This is a genomic window from Arthrobacter rhizophilus (genome assembly GCF_026241105.1).
GTDB lineage: Bacteria > Actinomycetota > Actinomycetes > Actinomycetales > Micrococcaceae > Arthrobacter.
On record NZ_JAPFFT010000013.1, the window covers coordinates 65,917 to 87,454 of the forward strand.

17 protein-coding genes, 1 tRNA gene and 1 riboswitch are annotated in these 21,538 nt (G+C 63.6%); of the genes, 16 read left to right on the plus strand and 2 right to left on the minus strand.

Annotated elements, in window-relative coordinates:
* Positions 1-260: 260 nt before the first annotated feature.
* The 16 genes from OOZ51_RS12625 (at position 261) to OOZ51_RS12700 (ending at position 19,829) form a co-directional block, all read left to right on the plus strand.
* Positions 261-3,383, plus strand: a complete 3,123-nt coding sequence (locus OOZ51_RS12625) for an Rne/Rng family ribonuclease (protein ID WP_265979957.1) — start codon at positions 261-263, stop codon at positions 3,381-3,383.
* 109 nt (positions 3,384-3,492) lie between these two features.
* Positions 3,493-3,589: riboswitch (TPP riboswitch) on the plus strand.
* Positions 3,581-5,101, plus strand: a complete 1,521-nt coding sequence (locus tag OOZ51_RS12630; RefSeq protein ID WP_265979958.1) for a bifunctional hydroxymethylpyrimidine kinase/phosphomethylpyrimidine kinase — start codon at positions 3,581-3,583, stop codon at positions 5,099-5,101. It overlaps the preceding riboswitch by 9 nt.
* Before the next feature lie 421 nt (positions 5,102-5,522).
* A complete protein-coding gene (rplU, locus tag OOZ51_RS12635) occupies positions 5,523-5,831 on the plus strand; it encodes a 50S ribosomal protein L21 (RefSeq protein WP_028267456.1) in 309 nt (102 codons plus the stop codon).
* A 60-nt stretch (positions 5,832-5,891) separates the two neighbouring features.
* Positions 5,892-6,155: a 50S ribosomal protein L27 gene (gene rpmA, locus OOZ51_RS12640; RefSeq protein ID WP_003803426.1), complete on the plus strand. Its 264-nt coding sequence runs from the start codon at positions 5,892-5,894 to the stop codon at positions 6,153-6,155.
* A 144-nt stretch (positions 6,156-6,299) separates the two neighbouring features.
* Positions 6,300-7,889: a GTPase ObgE gene (gene obgE / locus OOZ51_RS12645; protein ID WP_265979964.1), complete on the plus strand. Its 1,590-nt coding sequence runs from the start codon at positions 6,300-6,302 to the stop codon at positions 7,887-7,889.
* A complete protein-coding gene (proB, locus tag OOZ51_RS12650) occupies positions 7,879-9,069 on the plus strand; it encodes a glutamate 5-kinase (RefSeq protein ID WP_265979965.1) in 1,191 nt (396 codons plus the stop codon). Before obgE ends, proB begins: the two co-directional genes overlap by 11 nt.
* On the plus strand, positions 9,066-10,436 hold the full coding sequence (locus tag OOZ51_RS12655) for a glutamate-5-semialdehyde dehydrogenase (RefSeq protein WP_265979966.1): 1,371 nt from the start codon (positions 9,066-9,068) through the stop codon (positions 10,434-10,436). Before proB ends, OOZ51_RS12655 begins: the two co-directional genes overlap by 4 nt.
* Positions 10,437-10,515: 79 nt before the next feature.
* Positions 10,516-10,755, plus strand: coding sequence for a hypothetical protein (locus OOZ51_RS12660; RefSeq protein WP_184741684.1), 240 nt, complete (start codon positions 10,516-10,518; stop codon positions 10,753-10,755).
* A 55-nt stretch (positions 10,756-10,810) separates the two neighbouring features.
* The gene (nadD, locus tag OOZ51_RS12665) at positions 10,811-11,431 is read left to right on the plus strand and encodes a nicotinate-nucleotide adenylyltransferase (RefSeq protein WP_416346377.1); all 621 of its coding nucleotides are present in this window, start codon (positions 10,811-10,813) and stop codon (positions 11,429-11,431) included.
* Between the two features lie 7 nt (positions 11,432-11,438).
* Positions 11,439-12,668 carry a hypothetical protein gene (locus tag OOZ51_RS12670; protein ID WP_265979967.1) on the plus strand — a complete coding sequence of 410 codons (1,230 nt, stop codon included), beginning with the start codon at positions 11,439-11,441 and terminating at the stop codon, positions 12,666-12,668.
* A gap of 66 nt (positions 12,669-12,734) precedes the next feature.
* Positions 12,735-13,133: a ribosome silencing factor gene (gene rsfS, locus OOZ51_RS12675; protein ID WP_265979969.1), complete on the plus strand. Its 399-nt coding sequence runs from the start codon at positions 12,735-12,737 to the stop codon at positions 13,131-13,133.
* Positions 13,134-13,276: 143 nt separating this feature from the next.
* Positions 13,277-13,352, plus strand: a tRNA-Ala gene (locus OOZ51_RS12680).
* A gap of 314 nt (positions 13,353-13,666) precedes the next feature.
* A complete protein-coding gene (locus OOZ51_RS12685; RefSeq protein ID WP_265979970.1) occupies positions 13,667-14,683 on the plus strand; it encodes a LacI family DNA-binding transcriptional regulator in 1,017 nt (338 codons plus the stop codon).
* Between the two features lie 612 nt (positions 14,684-15,295).
* A complete protein-coding gene (glgP, locus tag OOZ51_RS12690; RefSeq protein ID WP_265979972.1) occupies positions 15,296-17,902 on the plus strand; it encodes an alpha-glucan family phosphorylase in 2,607 nt (868 codons plus the stop codon).
* Between the two features lie 141 nt (positions 17,903-18,043).
* Entirely contained in the window at positions 18,044-19,396 is a 1,353-nt protein-coding gene (glgC, locus tag OOZ51_RS12695; RefSeq protein WP_265979973.1) for a glucose-1-phosphate adenylyltransferase, read from the plus strand.
* Entirely contained in the window at positions 19,383-19,829 is a 447-nt protein-coding gene (locus tag OOZ51_RS12700; RefSeq protein WP_265979974.1) for a hypothetical protein, read from the plus strand. Before glgC ends, OOZ51_RS12700 begins: the two co-directional genes overlap by 14 nt.
* Before the next feature lie 233 nt (positions 19,830-20,062).
* Here OOZ51_RS12700 and OOZ51_RS12705 read toward each other — a convergent pair whose 3' ends face one another.
* Positions 20,063-20,206, minus strand: a complete 144-nt coding sequence (locus tag OOZ51_RS12705) for a helix-turn-helix domain-containing protein (RefSeq protein WP_416346378.1) — start codon at positions 20,204-20,206, stop codon at positions 20,063-20,065.
* Positions 20,207-20,269: 63 nt separating this feature from the next.
* Positions 20,270-21,283, minus strand: a complete 1,014-nt coding sequence (locus OOZ51_RS12710) for a LacI family DNA-binding transcriptional regulator (protein WP_265980022.1) — start codon at positions 21,281-21,283, stop codon at positions 20,270-20,272.
* Positions 21,284-21,538 lie beyond the last annotated feature (255 nt).

A 21,538-nucleotide genomic window follows, 5' to 3' on the forward strand; every position in this document is an offset into this window, starting at 1 on the left:
AAGACCGCCATTCACGTGCAGGGCATGCCCAGGATCCGTTGATCCACGGTGGGCCCGCGGTGGCAATGGACGGCACCTGGTTGTGGCATTAGAACAACGGGTTTGGATCAAGGCCGGCTTTCCGTGAATGCCGCACCCTCAAGCTGGTGCGAACCGGAAAGACCACTACTGACTTCTGTCAACGCCTGCGGGTTTTGACAATATTTGCCCCTCTGGGCGCCGGATGTGGCGGTTGCGCAAGGGCAGGAGTGTCACCACATATGGATAACGAGCAAGTTGTAGCCGCCGCCGAAGATGCGGCGTCCACCGAGACCACTGAAGCGCCCAAGAAAGCCACCCGAACCCGCCGCAAGGCGGTGCCGAAGACGGTCGCTGCGGAAGAAACCCCCGACGCCGGAGCTGCCGCATCCGCTGCGGAGCCGCTTACCGAAGACGCAGGTGCCGAAGCGTCCAAGGCTCCTGTTCGGCGCACCCGGACACGTAAGAAGGTCGAAACTCCCGAGCCGCTGCCAGGATTCGCTGAAGAAGCGCCCGCCGGTGGCGAGGCAGCAGAGGCTGTCGCCGTCGTGGAACCTGAAATTGCGGCAGAAACTGAAGCTGCGCCGGAAAAGCCGGTCCGCCGTCGTCGGACTACGAAGGCGAAGACCGCAGAGCCGGTTGCCGAAGAAGCCGGGGTTGAAGCGCTGGTTACCGAAGTTGCGCCCGTCGAACCGCCGGCTGCGGAGATTGCGCCCGAGGAAACCACTGAGGAACCGGCCGCTGAGCCCGCAGCTGCAAGCCCGGTCGCCTCGCTGTTCCTGGAGCCTGGCTCCGTCACGTCCATGATCTTCCAGGCACCGGACTTGAGCGCAGTTGCCCGGCCGGCCGTCGTCGAAGAGGAATCTGGAGCCGAGGCTGAGGAAACTGCCGAGGAAGGCGAGCTCGACGATGCCGGCAGCCGCCGCCGCCGTCGCAGCCGCGGGCGCCGTGGGCGTCGCGGCACCGAACGCGAAGATGCGGCGGGAGAAGAAGCTTCCGCGGAATCCGACGACGAGGTGGAAGCCGGTACCGAGGAAGTCCTTGAGGAAGGCGTGACCTCCCGCCGTCGTCGGCGCCGCCGTCGTGGCGACCAGGATCTGGAGCTGACGGGCGGCGGAGACGACGATCCCCCCAACACTGTGACCCGTGTCCGCGCTCCCCGCGCACACGTTGAGTCCACCAGCAGCTCCGATCGCGTCACGAGCGTCAAGGGCTCCACACGCCTTGAAGCCAAGAAGCAGCGCCGCCGCGAGTCGCGCGAGACCGGCCGCCGCCGCCAGGTCATCACCGAAGCCGAATTCCTGGCTCGCCGCGAGTCCGTGGACCGCCAGATGATCGTTCGCCAGCGCGACGACAGGATCCAAATCGGTGTCCTGGAAGACGGCGTGCTCGCGGAGCACTTCGTGTCCAAGACACAGCAGGATTCCCTGATCGGCAACGTCTACCTGGGCAAAGTCCAGAACGTGCTGCCGTCGATGGAAGCCGCATTCGTTGACATCGGACGCGGCCGCAACGCCGTGCTGTACGCCGGTGAAGTCAACTGGGATGCCGTCACTCTGGAAGGCAAGCCGCGCCGCATTGAAAACGCCCTGAAGTCCGGCGATTCCGTGCTGGTACAGGTCACCAAGGACCCCGTTGGCCACAAGGGTGCGCGCTTGACGAGCCAGATTTCGCTCCCGGGCCGTTACCTCGTGTACGTGCCGGGCGGTTCAATGACCGGTATTTCCCGCAAGTTGCCCGACGTCGAGCGCAACCGTCTGAAAAAGATCCTCAAGGATCGCCTCCCCGACAACGCGGGCGTCATTGTCCGCACCGCGGCCGAAGGTGCTTCCGAGGAAGAGCTGACGCACGATATCAACCGCCTGCGGGCCCAGTGGGAAGGCATCGAAAGCCAGTCCACGTCCACCAAGATCCTCGCTCCCGAAGTGTTGTACGGCGAACCGGACCTCACCATCAAGGTTGTCCGTGACGTCTTCAACGAGGACTTCTCCAAGCTCATTGTCTCCGGTGATGAAGCCTGGGACACCATCGAGGCTTACGTGACCTACGTGGCTCCGGATCTGGTAGGCCGCCTCGAGAAGTGGACTTCAGACCAGGACATCTTCTCTGCATGGCGCGTGGACGAGCAGATCCACAAGGCATTGGATCGCAAGGTCTTCCTGCCCTCCGGCGGCTCCCTCGTGATCGACCGCACCGAGGCCATGACCGTTGTTGACGTCAACACCGGGAAGTTCACCGGCAGCGGTGGCAACCTCGAGGAAACCGTCACCAAGAACAACCTTGAAGCTGCCGAAGAAGTGGTCCGTCAGCTGCGCTTGCGCGACATCGGCGGAATCATCGTCATCGACTTCATCGACATGGTCCTGGAATCCAACCGCGATCTCGTGTTGCGCCGCATGGTCGAGTGCCTCGGCCGGGACCGCACCAAGCACCAGGTTGCCGAAGTGACCTCGCTTGGCTTGGTCCAGATGACCCGCAAGCGCATGGGCACCGGCCTGCTTGAGGTCTTCGGCGAGCAGTGTGAGACGTGTGCAGGACGGGGAATCGTCACCCACGACGAGCCCGTGGAGCACCGCCGGGCCAACGTGGTGGCCGCCGAGCACCACCACCCGCGCACTGAGTCACAGCCGACCGTCCGCCCGGAGCAGCGCAAGCGCCGCCGCGGCAGGGGTACGGGGCAAGGAACTACTGAGCTCCCGCTGACCCCTCCGGCTCCGGTCCATGTTGAATCGACGGATCCTAATCGCCAGGCAGCAACCCGCGCTGCCCTCGCCACCATCGCGGCTGCGGCCCACGCTGCCCACCTGCACGACGACGAGCTACACCACGCCGCGGAATCGCTCGCTGGCGGGCACGTAGCGGAGGCAACCCCGGTCCAGCCCCCCGTGGCCCCGGTCCAGGCTCCGGCTGCTGCTTCGAGTGGCGAGGAACGTTCGAAGCCTGTCCTGCGATTCGGCGGCGAGGAAGTGGCGTTGCCCTTCGTCCACCACGAAGAAGAGCCAGCGAGTGTCGCACCTGCCATGAGCTTGGATCTGTTGGCACGGGCGTTCGCAGGCCTCGGCGAGGCCCCCGACACCGCGACGACGGCGACAGCGGCCCAGGAAGCGCCCGCAGGGGCCTCCGCCGCTGCAACCGGTGAATCCTGGGAGTCAGGTTCGCGTGGACGCCGAGGCCGCCGCAACCGTAGTGCCAGCCGGGCCCAGGGTGCGGCCAACGCCACCGACGTGGAGCACCACGAGGTTGCCGCCCCTGCCTCCGGCGGGGCCGCGCACGAGGCCAAGGCTCCCGATGCTGCTCCGGCTAAGTCGACGACGGCAGCGGAACCGATCATCCTCGGGGTCGGCGTGCCCAAGTCCGAGCTCTGAGCGCAATACCCTGTCCGAAGCCCCGGCCGTTTCCACTCCTGTGGAAGCCGCCGGGGCTTCTGGGTTGCCGGCGATTTGAGCGGGCGCCGTGTGATCCGGGTTAAGCTAAGGCACTGACACGGGGTGCCGCGCACCAAGCCGGCTGAGACCAGACCCGTTGAACCTGTCCGGTTAGCACCGGCGAAGGGATGTCTCGTATGACTGTTTCAGCCCAATCAGCTGTCTACCCGCTCAAGGCCATCCAGCGCCCTATCCCCAGGGTCCTCAGCATTGCCGGCTCGGATCCTTCGGGGGGTGCCGGAATCCAAGCCGATCTGAAGAGCATTGCGGCCAACGGCGGCTACGGCATGGCCGTCATCACGGCGCTCACCGTACAGAATACGCGGGGAGTCACTGCCGTCCATGTGCCTCCCGTAGCATTCTTGCGCCAGCAGTTGGATGCCATTAGCGACGACATCACGGTTGATGCCGTCAAAATCGGTATGCTCGGGGACGCGACTGTCATCCACGAAGTCCGCCGCTGGCTCGGCGAGGCGCGCCCCGCCGTCGTCGTATTGGATCCGGTGATGATCGCCACCAGTGGCGACCGGCTCCTGGCGGAGTCCGCTGAAACCGCACTGCGGGAGCTTCTGCCCCTCGCTGACTTGGTGACCCCCAACCTTCCTGAATTGGCCATGCTGCTTGGCGAACCCGAGGCCACTGACTGGGCATCGGCGCTGGAGCAGGGCAAGCGCTTGGCTGCCGCCTGCGGAAACACCGTCCTGGTGAAGGGCGGCCATCTGCCGGGAGCCGACTGCCCGGATGCTTTGGTCAACACGGGAGGACTCCTGAGCCAGGACGTCGTCGAGTTCGGCGGCCGGCGGGTGGAGACCCGCAACAGCCATGGCACCGGGTGTTCCCTGTCCTCAGCGATGGCGACGGCGAAGGCGCGGCTTGGCGACTGGGAGTCGGCACTGCACGTTGTCAAGCCTTGGCTCCAGGAGGCGCTGACCCAGTCCGAGGTGCTGGAAGTGGGGAAAGGCAACGGACCGATCAACCATTTCCACGCGCACCAGCACGCCCTCCAACCGGGTGCTTTCGCGGCCCGGATGTGGGACGCCGCCCAAACGGAACTCGATGCCATTTATGGTTTGGACTTCATCCAAGACTTGCAATCCGGCGGGCTCAGCGAAGAACAGTTCACCTACTACCTGTCGCAGGATGCCATCTATCTCAACGGTTACTCCCGCGTTCTGGCGCGTGCCAGCGCCCTCGCGCCGAGTGAATCAGAACAGTTATTCTGGGCCCGCGGCTCTCAGATGTGCCTTGAAGTCGAGTCTGAGCTGCATCGGAACTGGCTCAGGGGACGCCAGGCAAGCGGAGAGCCGGGCCCCGTCACCAAGGCCTACGTGGACCACTTGCTGGCGGCATCGGCGTCGGCCAGCTATGCCGTGTTGCTGGCTGCCGTCCTGCCTTGCTATTGGTTGTACGCCGAGGTGGGACAGCAGCTCCATCATGGCTATCTTCAGGCTGAAACCCCGGAGGAGCACCCTTACGCGGACTGGCTGCGTACCTATGCGGACGATGCGTTTGCTCAGGCTACCCGCAGAGCAATCGACATCACAGATGCTGCCGCGCAGGCAGCAACACCCGCGGAGCGGGCGGCGATGATGGAAGCATTCTCCCAGTCCTGCCGCTACGAAACCGCGTTCTTTGATGCTCCACGTGTGCATGGGTGAGCCTCGTTTTTGACGAGGAGAAGGTGGATCGTCAGGCTGTTTAGGCAGAAGCCGCAGCGTGTCGGAGCGGGGATCCAAGCTTTTCCCGGCCGGCAGGGTAGGCTGTATGGGCACGGTACCGGATGGCGGCATAGCCAGTCTGTGGCAGCCATCACGTGGCAGCCTCCGGACCTGGCCTCATTTGCAGCCGAAGGCGAAACTAGCGTAATCTAGATCTTCGGTGCTTACGCCAACACTTGGGTTATGCCCCTCGGAACCCTTCATGTGGAACTTACCTTTCACTTGGAACTGTTTGAGGGATGACTCATGGATTCCGTACCGGAGTCCACGGCGTTGAGGCACAGCGCGAACCAGGCCCGTTTTCGGATCGGGGTTCCGCACGCAAATTTAGTAATAAACGTCGAGAGAAGTGAGTGCCCAAGTGGTGTACGCGATTGTCCGCGCAGGCGGCCGCCAAGAAAAGGTTTCCGTTGGAGACTACGTAACCCTGAACCGCGTCCCCGGTGGAGCCGGCAGCACTCTTGAGCTGCCCGCACTGCTCCTGGTGGACGGTGACAAGGTCACCTCCGCTGCTGCGGATCTGGCCAAGGTCAAGGTTACGGCTGAGATCCTCGAAGACCTCCGTGGTCCGAAGATCGTCATCCAGAAGTTCAAGAACAAGACCGGCTACAAGAAGCGCCAGGGTCACCGTCAAGAACTGACCAAGATCAAGATCACCGGTATCAAGTAACCACTGGTTGCTGTTCAGGTTTTCAACAGATTCCCCAGAATTTAAAGGCAGGCATTTCAAATGGCACATAAAAAAGGCGCGAGTTCCACTCGCAACGGTCGTGACTCCAACGCCCAGTACCTCGGCGTAAAGCGCTTCGGTGGCCAGGTCGTTTCCGCAGGCGAGATCATCGTCCGCCAGCGCGGCACCCACTTCCACCCGGGCGCCGGTGTCGGCCGCGGTGGCGACGACACCCTGTTCGCCCTGCAGGCAGGTGCGGTTGAGTTCGGTACTCGCCGTGGCCGTCGCGTAGTGAACATCGTTGCTGCTGCAGCTGCAGAGTAATAACACGTTCTAAACGGGTGGAGCGGGCCGTATGGCCCGCTCCACCCGTCTTTTTAACCGCACTAGAATTTACTAGGGCGGGCGGCGGCGCATCAGCCGGTAACACGCACTTCAAGCAGTAATTTCCACATAGAGGAGAAACACGTGGCGACCTTCGTAGACCGGGTAGTACTTCACGTATCCGGCGGAACAGGCGGCCACGGCTGTGTCTCTGTTAAGCGCGAGAAGTTCAAGCCCCTCGGCGGACCCGATGGCGGCAACGGCGGTAATGGCGGCGACGTCATCCTGCGCGTTGACGCCCAGACCACCACGCTGCTTGATTACCACCACGCACCCCACCGCCACGCAACCAACGGTGGCCCCGGCATGGGCGACTGGCGCGGCGGCAAGAACGGTGAAACCCTCGTGCTTCCCGTCCCGGACGGCACCGTGGTCAAGACCAAGGACGGCGTTGTCCTTGCTGACCTGGTAGGTGAAGGCACCGAGTTCATCGCCGCTGCAGGCGGCCTGGGCGGCCTTGGTAACTCCTCGTTGTCTTCGCAGAAGCGCAGGGCTCCCGGTTTCGCCCTCCTCGGCACTGAAGGCGACTCCAGCGACATCGTCCTGGAATTGAAGTCCATCGCAGACATCGCGCTGGTTGGCTTCCCCTCCGCAGGCAAGTCCAGCCTGGTCGCGGCGATGTCAGCCGCGCGGCCTAAGATCGCCGACTACCCGTTCACCACCCTGATCCCCAACCTTGGCGTGGTCCAGGCCGGTGACGTCCGATTCACCATTGCAGACGTTCCCGGGCTGATCGAAGGCGCGAGCGAGGGCAAAGGCCTGGGCCACAACTTCCTGCGCCACGTGGAGCGTTGTGCCGCACTGGTGCACGTGCTGGACTGCGGAACGTTGGAAGCGGACAGGGACCCCCTCTCGGATCTTGCGATCATCGAGCAAGAGCTGGACAAGTACGCGGTGGACATGAGCTACGCCGGCGTTGACGGCGAAGTGGTCCCCCTGAACGAACGCCCCAAGCTCGTGGTCCTGAACAAGGTGGACCTGCCTGATGGTCGGGACATGGCCGAGTTCGTCCGTCCCGAACTGGAACAGCGTGGCTACCGCGTCTTCGAAGTCTCCGCCACGAGCCATGAAGGCCTGCGCCAACTGAGCTACGCCATGGGCGAGATTGTCATGGCCGCCCGAAAGGCCGTTGCCACTGCGCCTCCCAAAGTCCCAACGCCCGTGCTCCGCCCCCGTTCCGTCAACGAGTCCGGCTTCAAGATCCGCCGCGAGGAAAAGAACCTCGAGCCGCTCTTCCGCGTACTGGGGGAGAAGCCGGTCCGCTGGGTCAAGCAGACGGACTTCACCAATGAAGAAGCCATTGGCTACCTGGCCGATCGCCTTGCCAAGCTCGGCATCGAGAACGAGTTGTTCAAGATGGGTGCCGTTCCGGGGGACACCGTCGTGATCGGCGAAGAGGACGGCGTCGTCTTCGACTGGGAGCCCACCATGATGGCGGGTGCCGAACTCCTGGCGACGCCTCGAGGAACCGACATTCGTGTTGCCGACATCGGCGACCGTCCTACCCGTTCGCAGAAGCGCGATGAGCAACTTGAGCGCCGCGAAGCAAAGGCCGCAGCACGCGCCGAGCTCGAAGCCGAGCGCAAGGCGGGCATCTGGACTGAGTCCGTCAGCGGCCGTCGTCTACCCAAGCCCCTGAAGGAAAGCGGCCTGGAAGCCGAAAATGACGACTAGTACGGCCCGCGTCCCTGAAGTGACTGAAGACGCCGACGCCGCTGAGCGCCACGCCTTGGCTGGCGCCAAGCGGATCGTGGTGAAGGTGGGTTCGTCCTCGCTGACCAGCATCAAGGGCGGCATCTCGGAGAAAGCACTGACGGCGCTCGTCCACGCATTGGCCACGAAGCGCAACTCCGGGACGGAGATCATCCTGGTCTCTTCCGGTGCAATTGCGGCGGGTCTCGCGCCGCTTGGCCTGGCAAAGCGTCCCAAGGACCTTGCCACGCAGCAAGCCGCGGCCAGTGTGGGGCAAGGGCTGTTGATGGCGCGCTACTCGCAGGCTTTTGCGGCGCACGGTGTCACTGTCAGCCAGGTCCTGTTGACTGCGGATGATTTGATGCGGCGCACGCAGCACAGCAACGCGTACCGGGCGCTGGACCGCCTGCTGAACCTCGGCGTCGTGCCGGTCGTCAACGAAAACGACACGGTTGCCACGCATGAAATCCGCTTTGGTGACAACGACCGGCTCGCGGCCTTGGTGGCGCACCTGGTCAGGGCTGACGCGCTGGTCCTGCTTTCCGACGTCGACGCGCTCTACGACGGTCCGCCGTCGCTGGGTGCCAAGCGCATTCCGCTCGTCACTGGCCCCCAGGACCTGGTCGGCGTGACAATCGGCAAGGCAGGCAAAGCCGGCATCGGAACCGGCGGCATGACCACCAAGGTGGAGGCAGCTTCGATCGCGGCAGGCTCCGGCATCCACGCCCTCGTGACGTCCACCGCCAACGCCGCGGCCGCCCTCGCGGGCGAGGACGTAGGCACGTGGTTTGCCATCAACGGCAACCGCAAACCCGTCCGCCTCTTGTGGCTGGCCCACCTCGCTTCTGTTCGGGGCCGTTTGGTGCTCGACGACGGCGCCGTCAAAGCCGTGCGCGACCGTCACACTTCGCTGCTGCCCGCCGGAATTTCCTCAGTGACCGGCGAATTCGAACCAGGCGATCCTGTGGAAATGATCTCTGCCGAGGGCACCGTGATTGCCAGGGGACTGGTGAACTATTCCTCGGAAGAACTTCCCCGCATGCTTGGCCGCTCCACCAAGGAGCTCGCCAAGGACCTTGGCCGCGGATATGACCGCGTAGTTGTTCATGTTGACGACCTCGTACTGGTTCAACTGGCCCGCTCCAGTAAACTTGGAGAATGACTGAGGCCCTGACCCCTGATTTTCCCGTGATAACCGACGCCCTGGCTTCCGGCAATGCCGCCCAGGTGCCGGAAATTCCGGAGCTGGGAACCGTGCCACTCACCCCTGAGAGTGTCGAAGCGGCCGTGCATTCGATTGCGGACCGCTCACGGCAGGCCGCACGGCGCATGAGCCAGGCGAACCGTGCCTGGAAGGACCGCGCGCTGCACGCTATCGGTGGTGCCCTCAAGGAACAGCAGGGGCTGGTCCTCGCTGCCAACGCCAAGGACGTCGAGTCAGGCCGCAGCAACGGAACCTCTCCCGCCTTGCTGGACCGCCTGACCCTGACTCCCGCTCGCATCGACGGCCTCGTCGCGGCCCTTGAAAACCTGGCAGGCCTGCCGGATCCCGTGGGCAACGTCGTCCGCGGCCAGACTCTTCCCAACGGGCTGCGCTTGCGTCAGATCAACGTGCCCATGGGCGTGGTGGCAGCGATTTACGAGGCCCGCCCCAACGTCACCGTGGACATCGCCGGACTTGCACTGAAGAGCGGCAACGCCGTGATCCTGCGCGGCGGATCGGCTGCGGCCCACACGAACGCGGCCCTGGTGACCATCCTCCGCGACGCCCTGGAATCCGTTGGCCTTCCGGCCGACGCCGTCCAGACCGTTGACCAGTTCGGCCGCGAGGGTGCCAATGTGCTCATGCGTGCCCGTGGCCGGGTAGACGTGCTGATACCCCGCGGCGGACGCGAGCTGATCCAGACTGTGGTGAGCAACTCCTCCGTGCCCGTTATCGAGACCGGCGAAGGCAATGTGCATATCTTCCTCGACGAGTCCGCCAGCGAAGACATGGCCGTCGATATCCTGCTCAACGCCAAGACCCAGCGTCCCAGCGTCTGCAACACCGTGGAGACGCTCCTGGTTCACTCGAAATCGACCGTGCTGCCGGCAGTCGCTGCCGCACTGCGTTCTGCCGGCGTAACTCTCCACGTCGATTCCCGGATCCAAGCAGCGCTGTCCGGTGCCGTGGATACCGTTCCCGCCGACGACGTCGATTGGGCTACGGAATACATGGACCTTGACCTCGCGGTTGCCATGGTGGACAGCCTCGACGAGGCAGTTGCCCACATCCGCAAGTGGTCCACGGGCCACACGGAAGCCATCCTGACGAACAACTTGGCCAACGCTGAGAAGTTCATCGCCGATGTCGACTCTGCGGCGGTCATCGTGAACGCGTCCACGCGTTTCACTGACGGCGGCGAGCTCGGCTTGGGCGCCGAGGTGGGAATCTCCACGCAGAAGCTGCATGCTCGCGGTCCCATGGGCCTCACGGAACTGACCACCACCAAGTGGATCGTGCAGGGTGAAGGCCAGATCCGCGGCTAACAACGCTGTAACATAGAACAGAAGTCCTGAACGGTGGGAGGATCCGCCGTCGAAATCCTTTGAACCGCTAGGGGAGAAAATGCAGTTTCAGCAGATCGCCATTTCCATTCTCGCTCAAGGGGGCGAAACCGGACACGAGGCACCTGCCCCGCTGTGGGCTGAACCGTGGGTTTTCGGTGTGTCCATGTTCAGCATTTTGCTGGTCCTGATGTTTGTGGCTGTCTCCTACACCAACCTCGGCAACCGTCACGACGCCGTCGACGAGCACTCGGATCCGCACCGCCAGCACCCAGCCAAGCACCCAGGGCTGGGTCACTAACATTTCCGCCGCAAAACCCTTCGAGGAAACGGGGCGCCGGCTTCGCCTGGGCGTGATGGGTGGGACATTCGATCCCATTCACCACGGCCACTTGGTTGCTGCCAGTGAGGTTGCAGCCAAGTTTCGGCTGGACGAGGTGGTCTTCGTGCCCACCGGACAGCCTTGGCAGAAGTCGAACAAGCAGGTCAGCGAACCTGAGCACCGTTACTTGATGACTGTCATTGCTACAGCTTCCAATCCCAATTTCACGGTAAGCCGTGTGGACGTAGACCGCCCCGGTCCCACGTTCACTATCGACACCCTCCGCGATCTGCGGACCCAGCGGCCGGACGCTGATCTGTTCTTCATCACCGGCGCGGACGCCTTGGCACAGATCCTGTCCTGGAAGAATGTCGACGAGCTCTGGTCCTTGGCGCACTTTGTGGGTGTCACCAGGCCTGGCCATGTTCTCGATGGCATGGGCAGGGAGGACGTCAGCCTCCTGGAAGTGCCGGCCATGGCGATTTCCTCGACGGATTGCCGCGCGCGTGTGGGTGCAGGCAATCCGGTCTGGTACCTCGTGCCCGACGGCGTGGTGCAGTACATCGCCAAATACAAGCTGTACTCGGGCAAGCCCGGCATGGGGGAGCCCCTGCATGCTATGACCGGATCAGACCACCAAGCACGTACTGAGTGAGTTTTGAATGAGCCAGGAACAGCCCCCCATCCGTAGCCGGCGTGACCTTCGACGAGCCCGGGACGGACGCCTGGAACAAACAGGCGGAAGCCCCGACGTAGCGGAGAACGCTTCTTCCGACGACGCCAACCACGCGCCCGGGGCCGCTTCGGTCAATCGGGTGCGCCGCGTAGCCGATGCCCCCGTGGACGCGAAGCCGGCAGCGGAACGTTCATCCCAGGCCCGTGCGCGCGACCGTGCCGCCCTCCGCGCCATCAAGGAGCTCGCGGACAAGGAGCAGCAACTTTCCCGAGGCGGTCCCCCTACGCGGCGTCAGTTGCGCCTGCAGGAGCTACAGGAGGAAGTTGCCCCTGGTACCTCCGCGATCCCGATCGTTGCGGCGCCCGGATCCGGGCCCAGGACATCCAGCATCCCAGCCCAGGCTTCCGGCGGCACCCCCATCGGCACATTGCCTGGCGGTGGTGTCCGGGTTACGGCAGGGCCGCCTCCGGGCGCACAGGAAATGACCGTGGAGCAGGCCTTGATGGCGCGCGAGCTCCTGGCTGCCCAAGCCAACAACCAGTCCAACAAGCTTGAGCACATCGTCGCAATGGAATCGGCAGTGCAGAAGATCGCGGTCGCCGAACCTGAGGCTTCCGGGGCGGACGTTGAGCCTGCTGATCCTGAGGTGCTGGCGGAACAAATCGCCCAGGCTGAACGCGAGGCGATCCTCAATAAGAGGGCCATGGCCAAGCAGAAGATTGCTGAACAGAACAGCCGTCCTGCTGCTCAGGACCGGGTTGAGCCTTCTGCGGCCAGCAACCTCGCCATGGTCACGCCCTTGGAATTCGTTAAGGTCCCGGGACTGGATCGTCCCGTCATGAAGCCTCCCGGCACCACCTTTGTCCCTCTTGTGACTTCCCCTGCACCGAAATTGAAGTCCGAGCAGTCGGCGCCGGCCAAACCACGCAACTTGCGCGGCCGGGCCGGCGTCTTGGCGCGTGCGGAAGCCGCCGCAAAAGCGGCAGGCCGGCGCCCGGCGTCGGACTCCGCATCAGGTGACGAAGCGTTTGCCGAACCGGCCGAACATCCGCCCATCTCGGCAAGTTCGGCTTACGGACTTGATCCGCTCGACGCCGCGACGGCGGGACTCGGACGCGCCCAGCGTGCCCGGCTCCTGGTCCTGGGGCTCGTTGGCATCGGAGTCGTCGCCCTGATTGCGGGCATCATCATGATCACCAGCGGACTTTCCCGCTGACAACAATAGGCTTTAGGCCACCAAACAGGCTTCGATCTATCTTCGAAGCCGCATACAAGGAGTCCCGTGACTGCACATGAACAATCCGTCCTCTTAGCCCGCCACGCCGCCCGCGCGGCAGCGGACAAGCTGGCCGAAGACATCATCGCCTTGGACGTCAGCGAACGTCTGGCCCTGACCGACGTCTTCCTGATCGCTTCCGCTCCAACGGAACGCCAGGTCAACGCCATTGTTGACGGCATCGAAGAAGAGCTGCTCAAGCAGGATCTTCGTCCTGTCCGCCGCGAAGGACGTTCCGAGGGCCGGTGGGTCCTTCTTGACTACGCTGACATCGTAGTGCATGTCCAGCACACCGAGGACCGGGTCTTCTACGCCTTGGAACGCCTGTGGAAAGACTGCCCGGTGGTGGATCTGGATCTCGGTGACGACGCCTCGGCGAAGGCTCCAGCCATCGAGGAATCCTAGGCGCCAAGCGGCAAACCAACCGAATATGCCCGATTTGGAATTTTCGGAAATGCTGTTCTAAGATATTTGAGTTGCTTCGAAGGAATCCGAAAATTGGACGAGATTTTCACCCCAGTCCCCGGTTCGTGAAGCAGCAAGAATATGGGGCTGTGGCGCAGCTGGTAGCGCACCTGCATGGCATGCAGGGGGTCAGGGGTTCGAGTCCCCTCAGCTCCACCATAGGGGCCCTACCCGAAACCTGGACGCGGTTCATGTTTCAAGTAGGGCTTCAGTTTTGTGAGAAGGGAACCACCTGAGCGGGTGGTTCCCTTTTTCGTGCCGTAGCCCTTTCGTGTCGGGGCCGGACAAATTCCGGGACCGCGTACTCGCGTAGCTGACGAGTGTATGGAACAGTGGGCTCAGCATGGCTGGACCACTTTGCCAACCGATTACGGTTTACTATGGGTGGGCATCGCCGTCAGGCGGATTGCGGTCATTCGCTGGCCCATCGCCGTCCGGCCGCCGACAACGTAGGGGGATAGTCCTTGGTAACCATGGCCGATGTCGCACGGATTGCTGGCGTTTCCCGGAGTACCGTGTCCTATGCCCTCAGCGGTGTCCGGCCGATAGCGCCCGAAACGCGTGAGCGCATCCTTCAGGCGATGTCCGAACTTGGCTACACGCCGAACTTACTGGCCCAGGGGTTGGCCGGGAAGCGGACCGGCATCGTCTCTTTGATCTTCCCGGTCGGGGAGCAAGGCATGAACACCACGGAATTCGAGTATGTCCAAGGCGCGGCGGAGCAAGCGCGCGCGGACGGATACCATCTTCTTCTGTGGCCAATGGACCCCGACGATCTGGGCGAGATGCAGCGGGTAGTGGCCCAGGGCTTGGTGGATGGAATCCTCCTCATGGAAGTCAGGTCATTCGACGAGCGGATTCCGATGCTGCTCGAGACAGGTGTTCCGTTCGTCTCGATCGGACGGCCGATCGATGCCGCCGGCCTGGCATTTGTCGATGCGGATTTCGAAGCCATGGGCGAGCTCGCTGTGGCGCATCTGGTGGGCCTGGGGCACACGGAAATCGGGCTCGTGACGCATTCACGGGAGTCCCTGGACGCCGGATACGGCCCGATGGTCCGCTCGTGGGATGCCGTGGCAGCTGCCGCGTCGCGGCACGGTATCAACGCTCGACTGTTCCCGGCCGCGAGCTCACTTGCCGGTGGTCGCGACGTGTTCGAACAGATTCTCGAAGGGGCTCCGGAAACAACGGGTCTGGTGATGATCAATGAAGCGGCTACTGCAGGCCTTCTGGGTGCGGCGGCCAACCATGGTTGGCGAGTTCCCGAGTTTCTCTCCATTGTCGCGATCAATACCAGCGCCGGCTCTGCGGAGCGCTTCATGCCTGCCCTGACCACTGCGTCCGCCGAGCCGAGAGCAATGGGGCGTGAGGCGGCCCAATTTCTTTCCGGGCGCCTCAGGGGCGAGGGCACGGATGCCCTGCAGTGGCTCGCTGAACCATTGCTGACCTTACGAGGAAGCACCGCCGCGGCACGCACTACCCAGCCGTAAGACCCTTGCGCCGTTTCGGGCGAAATCCACAAATAAGGCAATGATTACGCGGTCTCGCCGCTCATGATTGTGATATTTGACACACCGATGCGCCGCCAACTACTGTCGAGCCATCGACCCGCGTCGACAAGGCGCGTCGACGAAACGGTGATGAGATTCCTCCTGGTACAACATGGCGGATGGTCTCCGATCAGTGTTCCCAGAGACGAAGGAAGTAACTCGTGCTTGGAATCATTCGGTACCAGTCCCGGGTGTTGACGACTCAGTTCGTGGCAGGCAGCCCCGAACGGGAATTCCCAGGCTCTCGCAGCGGGTCCATGAGCAACACGTCCCCTTATTCCTGGGCCGAAGAGGCCTTGGAATAGCGCGAGGACGGCAGCCGGAGACCGCCGCCCGCGTCTGAGCTTCAAGACCGGAGCGCTCGCGGGCCAACGGCGCCCGCGCAAAACCAATGTAAGCGCTTGCCCTGCCCAGGCGGAGCCGCAGAAGCCGCCTCACCTGACGGCACCTAGTGCTCCCCCACCTACCCAATGATCACAACAACCTCTTGGAGGTACACAGCATGAAAACGTTGACCAAACCGGCCTCGGCCGCATTCGAAGGTGACCGGAAGTGAAGGCTATTCGACGGTTCACGGTCCGGACGGTTCTGCCGGAAGCAATTGCCCCGTTGTCACGGTTGGCGAAGAACCTGCGTTGGTCGTGGCATTTGCCGACGCGAGAACTGTTTTCAGCCCTGAACACGGAGGCCTGGGAACAAAGCAAGCATGACCCGATGACCTTTCTGGGTCTGGTCAACCGCGAGGAACTGCATGAGCTCGCAGCGGATGCCGAAGTCGTTGAGCGTGTCCAGCACGCGGCTGCGGATCTTGACCGGTACCTGAGCGAGCCGCGCTGGTATCAGGGCCTGGGTCCGGATGCCCCGGCGTGCATCGCCTATTTCTCGCCCGAGTTCGGGATCACGGAAGTGCTTCCGCAGTATTCCGGCGGCTTGGGGATCCTGGCCGGGGACCACTTGAAGGCCGCTTCGGACCTGGGTGTGCCGCTGATCGGCGTCGGGCTGCTCTACCAGGCCGGTTACTTCAAGCAGTCCCTTTCCCGGGACGCCTGGCAGCAGGAAACCTATCCGGTGCTGGACCCTGACGGGCTGCCGCTGACGTTGCTGCGCGAGGAAGACGGTTCGCCGGCTCTGATCACGCTGCCGCTGCCCGGTGACCGGAAGTTGCGGGCACACATCTGGCGTGCCGATGTCGGGCGCGTTCCGCTTCTGCTGCTCGATTCGAACGTCCCCGCCAACGATGACGCGGCGCGCGGGATCACGGACCGTCTCTACGGCGGGGGCGGTGACCACCGGCTGCAGCAGGAGCTGTTGCTGGGCATGGGCGGGGTGAAGGCGCTGCGCGTCTACCAGCGCCTGACGGGCACCCCGGCTCCGGAGGTGTTCCACACCAACGAGGGCCATGCCGGTTTCCTGGGCATCGAACGGATCCAGGAGCTGATGTCCTCCGAGGCCCCGCTGAGCTGGTCCGAGGCCCTGGCCGCGGGGCGTGCGTCCACGGTGTTCACCACGCACACCCCCGTGCCTGCCGGGATCGACCGGTTCGAGGCCGTGCAGATCAGGCACTTCTTCGAAGCGGGCCTGGCACCGGATGTGCCGGTGGACAAGGTCCTGGAACTGGGCCGTGAGAACTACGACGGCGGCAACCCGGCGGTGTTCAACATGGCCGTCATGGGCCTGCGCCTGGCGCAGCGGGCCAACGGCGTGGCGAAGCTGCACGGGGTGGTGTCCCGGGAGATGTTCTCCGGGCTGTGGCCGGGCTTTGACCACTCCGAAATCCCCATCACCTCGGTCACCAACGGCGTGCACGTGCCCACGTGGATCGACCCGAAGATGAGCAGGCTGGCTGCAAAGTACTTTGGCAGCACCGATGTGGATGCCACCGGGTGGGACAAGATCTACGACGTGAGTGATGCGGAGCTGTGGACTTTGCGGCGTGAGCTGCGCTCCGCTTTGGTGGAGGATGTACGGACGCGCCTGAGGGCTTCGTGGAAGAAGCGCGGGGCCGCGGATGCGGAACTGGGCTGGACGGACACCGTGCTGGACCCGGACGTGCTGACGATCGGCTTCGCCCGGCGCGTGCCGACTTACAAACGGCTCACCCTCATGCTCCGGGACCCGGCCCGCCTCAAGGCGCTGCTGCTGCACCCCAAGCACCCCATCCAGCTGGTCATCGCCGGCAAGTCCCACCCGGCGGACGACGCGGGCAAGAAGATGATCCAGGACCTGGTGAAGTTCACCGACGACCCCGCCGTCCGGCACCGGATCGTGTTCCTGCCCAACTACGACATCGCCATGGCCCGGACCCTGTTCCCGGGCTGCGACGTGTGGCTGAACAACCCGCTCCGGCCCCTGGAGGCCTGCGGCACCTCGGGCATGAAGGCGGCCATCAACGGTTCCCTGAACCTGTCCGTCCTGGACGGCTGGTGGGATGAAATGTACGACGGCGAGAACGGCTGGGCGATCCCCACCGCCAACAACGACGCGTCCCCTTCCGAACGCGACGACATCGAGGCCGCCGCCCTCTACGAACTCCTCGAAACCCAGGTGGCCCCGCGCTTCTACGGTTCCACCGTCTCCGCAGATGCCGGCGCCGCGGGTCCCTCCCAGTCCAGCCCGGAAGCCGTCCCCACGCACTGGGTCTCCATGATCAAGCACACCCTGGCCCACCTCGGCCCCGCAGTCTCGGCCGACCGCATGCTCCAGGACTACGTGAACACCCTCTACCGCCCGGCAGCTGTCGCCGGCAGGCAGGCGGGAACGGCCTCGTTCAAGGAAGCGAAGGAACTCGCGGCCTGGACCACCAAGGTCCAGAACGCCTGGCCGCAGCTCATCGTGGAACACGTCGATTCCGTGGGCGTCACCGAGGAGCCGCAGATCGGCGACACCCTGCAGGTCAACGCCTACATCGCCCTCCACGACCTGACCCCCGAGGACGTGTCGGTTGAAGTGGCGTATGGCCGGGCCCAGGACGGAGACGAGTTGGAGGACGTGGCTTTGGTCGAGCTGACTGAAACGGAGGACCTTGGCAACGGGCGCCACCTGTTCACCGGCTCCATCCTGATCAACCGCTCCGGATCCTTCGGCTACACCGTCCGCGTGTTCCCGAAGCACCCCTCCCTGGCCTCGAAGGCCGAACTGGGGCTCATCGCCAACGCCTGACGATCTGTCATGCCACCCCCGCCGATGGATGCACCCGGCGGGGGTGGCTCCCACGGCCCTCGCATGACCGGGCGCCGGCCGGGGTCGATGAAGAAGCGCGTCACGGAATCAACGCGTCAATGCCAACACAAGGGAGCAATAATGGCTGAGAAGAAGGTCCAGAAGGTCCAGAAGGTCCAGAAAGTCCTGGCCATTGTGTTGGCCGGCGGCGAGGGCAAGCGGCTCATGCCCCTGACGGAGGACCGCGCCAAACCGGCGGTCCCGTTCGCCGGCAGCTACCGGCTGATCGATTTTGCTTTGTCCAACCTGACGAACTCGGGCTATTTCAAGATCGTGGTGCTGACTCAGTACAAGTCCCACAGCCTGGACCGCCACATTTCCGAAACGTGGCGGATGCACTCGCAACTGGGCAACTACGTCGCGTCGGTGCCGGCCCAGCAGCGACTCAGCAAAAGCTGGTTCCTGGGCAGCGCCAACGCGATCTACCAGTCCTTGAACCTCATCCATGACGCCCAACCTGACATCGTCGTCGTCGTTGGCGCCGACCATGTCTACCGCATGGATTTCGAACAGATGGTCCGAAGCCACATCGCCTCCGGCGCCAAGGCCACGGTGGCGGGCGTGCGCCAGCCGCTGTCCCTGGCAAACCAGTTCGGCGTGATCGAAGTCGAACGCCCTGAACAGGCCGAGGGGGTGGCCTCCTGTGCGCCAAAGAGGATCGCCGCCTTTGTCGAGAAACCGTCCTCGACCCGGGGACTCGTCGACGACCCTTCCCAGTTTCTGGCATCGATGGGCAACTACGTCTTCGACGCGGACGCCTTGGTGGAAGCGCTCGAGCACGACGCTGCACGGCAAGATACGAAGCACGATATGGGCGGTGACATCATTCCCCATTTCGTCTCGCGCGGTGAAGCCTCCGTCTACGACTTCTCGGATAACGATGTCCCCGGAGCCACGGACCGCGACCGCAACTACTGGCGCGACGTCGGCACCATCGACTCCTATTACGAGGCCCACCAGGACGTCATCTCGCCAACGCCGGTATTCAACCTCTACAACTCGGACTGGCCAATCTACACCCGCCAGAGCGTGTCACCCCCGGCCAAGCTGGTCCGCGGCGATGACGGTACGGACGGTACGGCCGTCGACTCCATTATTTCCAGCGGGGTCATCATCTCCGGAGGCTTCGTGGAAAACTCAGTGCTTTCACGCGATGTGTTCGTTTCTACCGGCGCCAGGGTCACAGACTCCGTACTGATGGATAACGTCAACATCGGAAAAGGGGCGGTAGTCCGGCGGGCCATCCTGGACAAGAACATCAGCGTTCCACCGGGAGCAACCATCGGGCTTGATCCTGACCACGACCGCCGTCGCGGCTACACCGTTACCGATTCAGGCTTGACCGTTCTCAGCAAGGGCGACTTTGTCCCTCCCGCTGACCGACACGACCGGGAAATCCTCCGCATGACAGCGGGGTCAGTTGGAGTCCTTTAGTGACAACAGGCGCCAGTGGACCAGCAACCCGGATGGGCCGTACCGGGCCAGAGCCAAGCCGAAAAGGGGTCTCCCAGGGGAGGACGCTCCGGCAGACCCCAAGTCCTGGGGGACGTTCATCAAGACGGACATGGCGGGCGCTCCGGGCCTTGAAGTGCAGATCCGCTTCGATTGCAGGGGTCGGCCCCTGGCGGTCCGCTATGACGGCTGCATCTGGACCATCGATCCCGACGCCGACGCCGGTCATCGGGTAGGCCGCAGCAAAAGGGCGGAATACTCCGATAACGTCGCGGGGGGCAGCGGCACCGGAGCTCTCGAGGGCTGGCGTGTGCAGGCGCGCAACAGCGCAACATTTGAACTTTGCATCATCGATCTCTTCTTTGACCCCCGCTCAGGGGTGTGGCGGCTCATCCACGTCAACGAGGACAGGTAAACCCGCCCGATATCGACGTCCGGTGAAGTGAGGTCCTGGCGGGGCAGGGAATGACATTATTTGGGTTCGGCTCACATTTTTTGGAAGTTTAAGACTGAGAAGGAGGTCTTGTGCGAACCAGAATAGGCGACGGCAGAGAACCCGTCAGCGGGTCCTTGAAGCCCTTGAGGCAACTCCCGACCTTCATCGCGGCGGTTCGGCGCGGGAGGATTTCGGTAGACGTCCGTGGAGGATCAGTAGGTCGCCGACTGGCAGTTCAGTGCTTCGCAGATCGCCGTCAGTGTGGAGAGTCGGATGGCTCGGGCTCGGTCGTTTTTCAGGACGTGCAGGGTTACTTGGCTGATGCCGATCTGGCGGCTGAGTTCGGCCAGAGTCATTCCCTGTTCTGCCAGCAGAATTTGGCCGCGCCTGCGGGCGGGCGAATTGGGCGGCGCCGCAGTCTAAGCCGGCAAAGCCATCGCAATAGCTGAAGGGGGGCAGGTGGAGCGTCGGACTACCAGGCTTGCAGGGCAGACGATTTGCTGGTCGGGTGACTCCCCGTTGATCAGGCCCAAGGAGAGACGGCCGGCGAGTACGCCTTGCTCGAACGGTGTTTGATGGACCGTGGTGAGGTCCATCGTTTCTGCCATCGGGTGGTCGTCGATCCCGATGATTGACATGTCTTGGGGGACGCGGAGTCCTGCTCGCCGCAGGCTTTGGAGAGCGCCGTAGGCAACTTCGTCGGAGAAGGCAAATACCGCGGTGGGCAGGCGTGAGAGGGTCAGGAGTTTATCCATGCCTTGGGCACCGCCGTCGATGCCCCATGGCACGGGAACCACGAGTTCCTCATCCACGTCAATGCCGGCCGCCGCCAGTGCGCTCCGGTATCCCCGCTCGCGGCTCTCGTCGGCGGAGTAGTGGGTGCCTTCCGGGTCAACGGTGCTGATCATCGCGATCCGCCGGTGTCCCAGGCCCAGCAGATGATTGACGGCATGTCGCGCGGCCAATTCGTCGTCGATCCCGACAGAGGGACGCCCGGGCTTTATGATTCCGGCGACAACTGCGTGGACCCCCATCGCGTCCAGACGCTCCCACTCCTCCTCGGTGATGGGGAAGGCAATATTGATGACGGCATCGACTTTTCGCCGGGCCGGGAGGTCCTCGAAGAACCGGCGCCTCTCATCGGAGTCGTCGAGAGGGTAGAGGAGTACATCGATGCCGGCGGCCGTGAGTTCTGCCGCTACGCCGGCGATGACAGCCGAATAGAACCACTCGTTGATGGTCGGAGTGATAAGCCCGACGCGTCCGGTTCGCCCGCCGGCGAGTTTCGAAGCTTCGGGTGAGACCACGTAGCCGAGCTGTTCGGACAGTTGCTGAATCTTGAGACGGGTGCGTTCGGACACGCCCTTGCCCCCGGCCAGAGCGCGCGAGACCGCGCTCACCGAAACGCCGGCCTCCCTGGCTACGTCCACCATATTCACTAAATGTCGATCCCCGTTGGCCATTCTTCAATAGTAGTGGACACAACGCATACGCTTGCGTAATTTTTGCGGGAACGAGACAAGCAATCACCCGGCACCCCCGTACTGAAAGCAAGAATGTCCGTATATTGGCGCTTGACCCTGTCGATCTAAGCCCCTATCTTTAACTCAAACGTTTGCGCGAGAGACACAAATCACATCTGAGCCGCTCCGCCGTTGCGGTGTACTGCCGTCGGGAGGATCCGACCC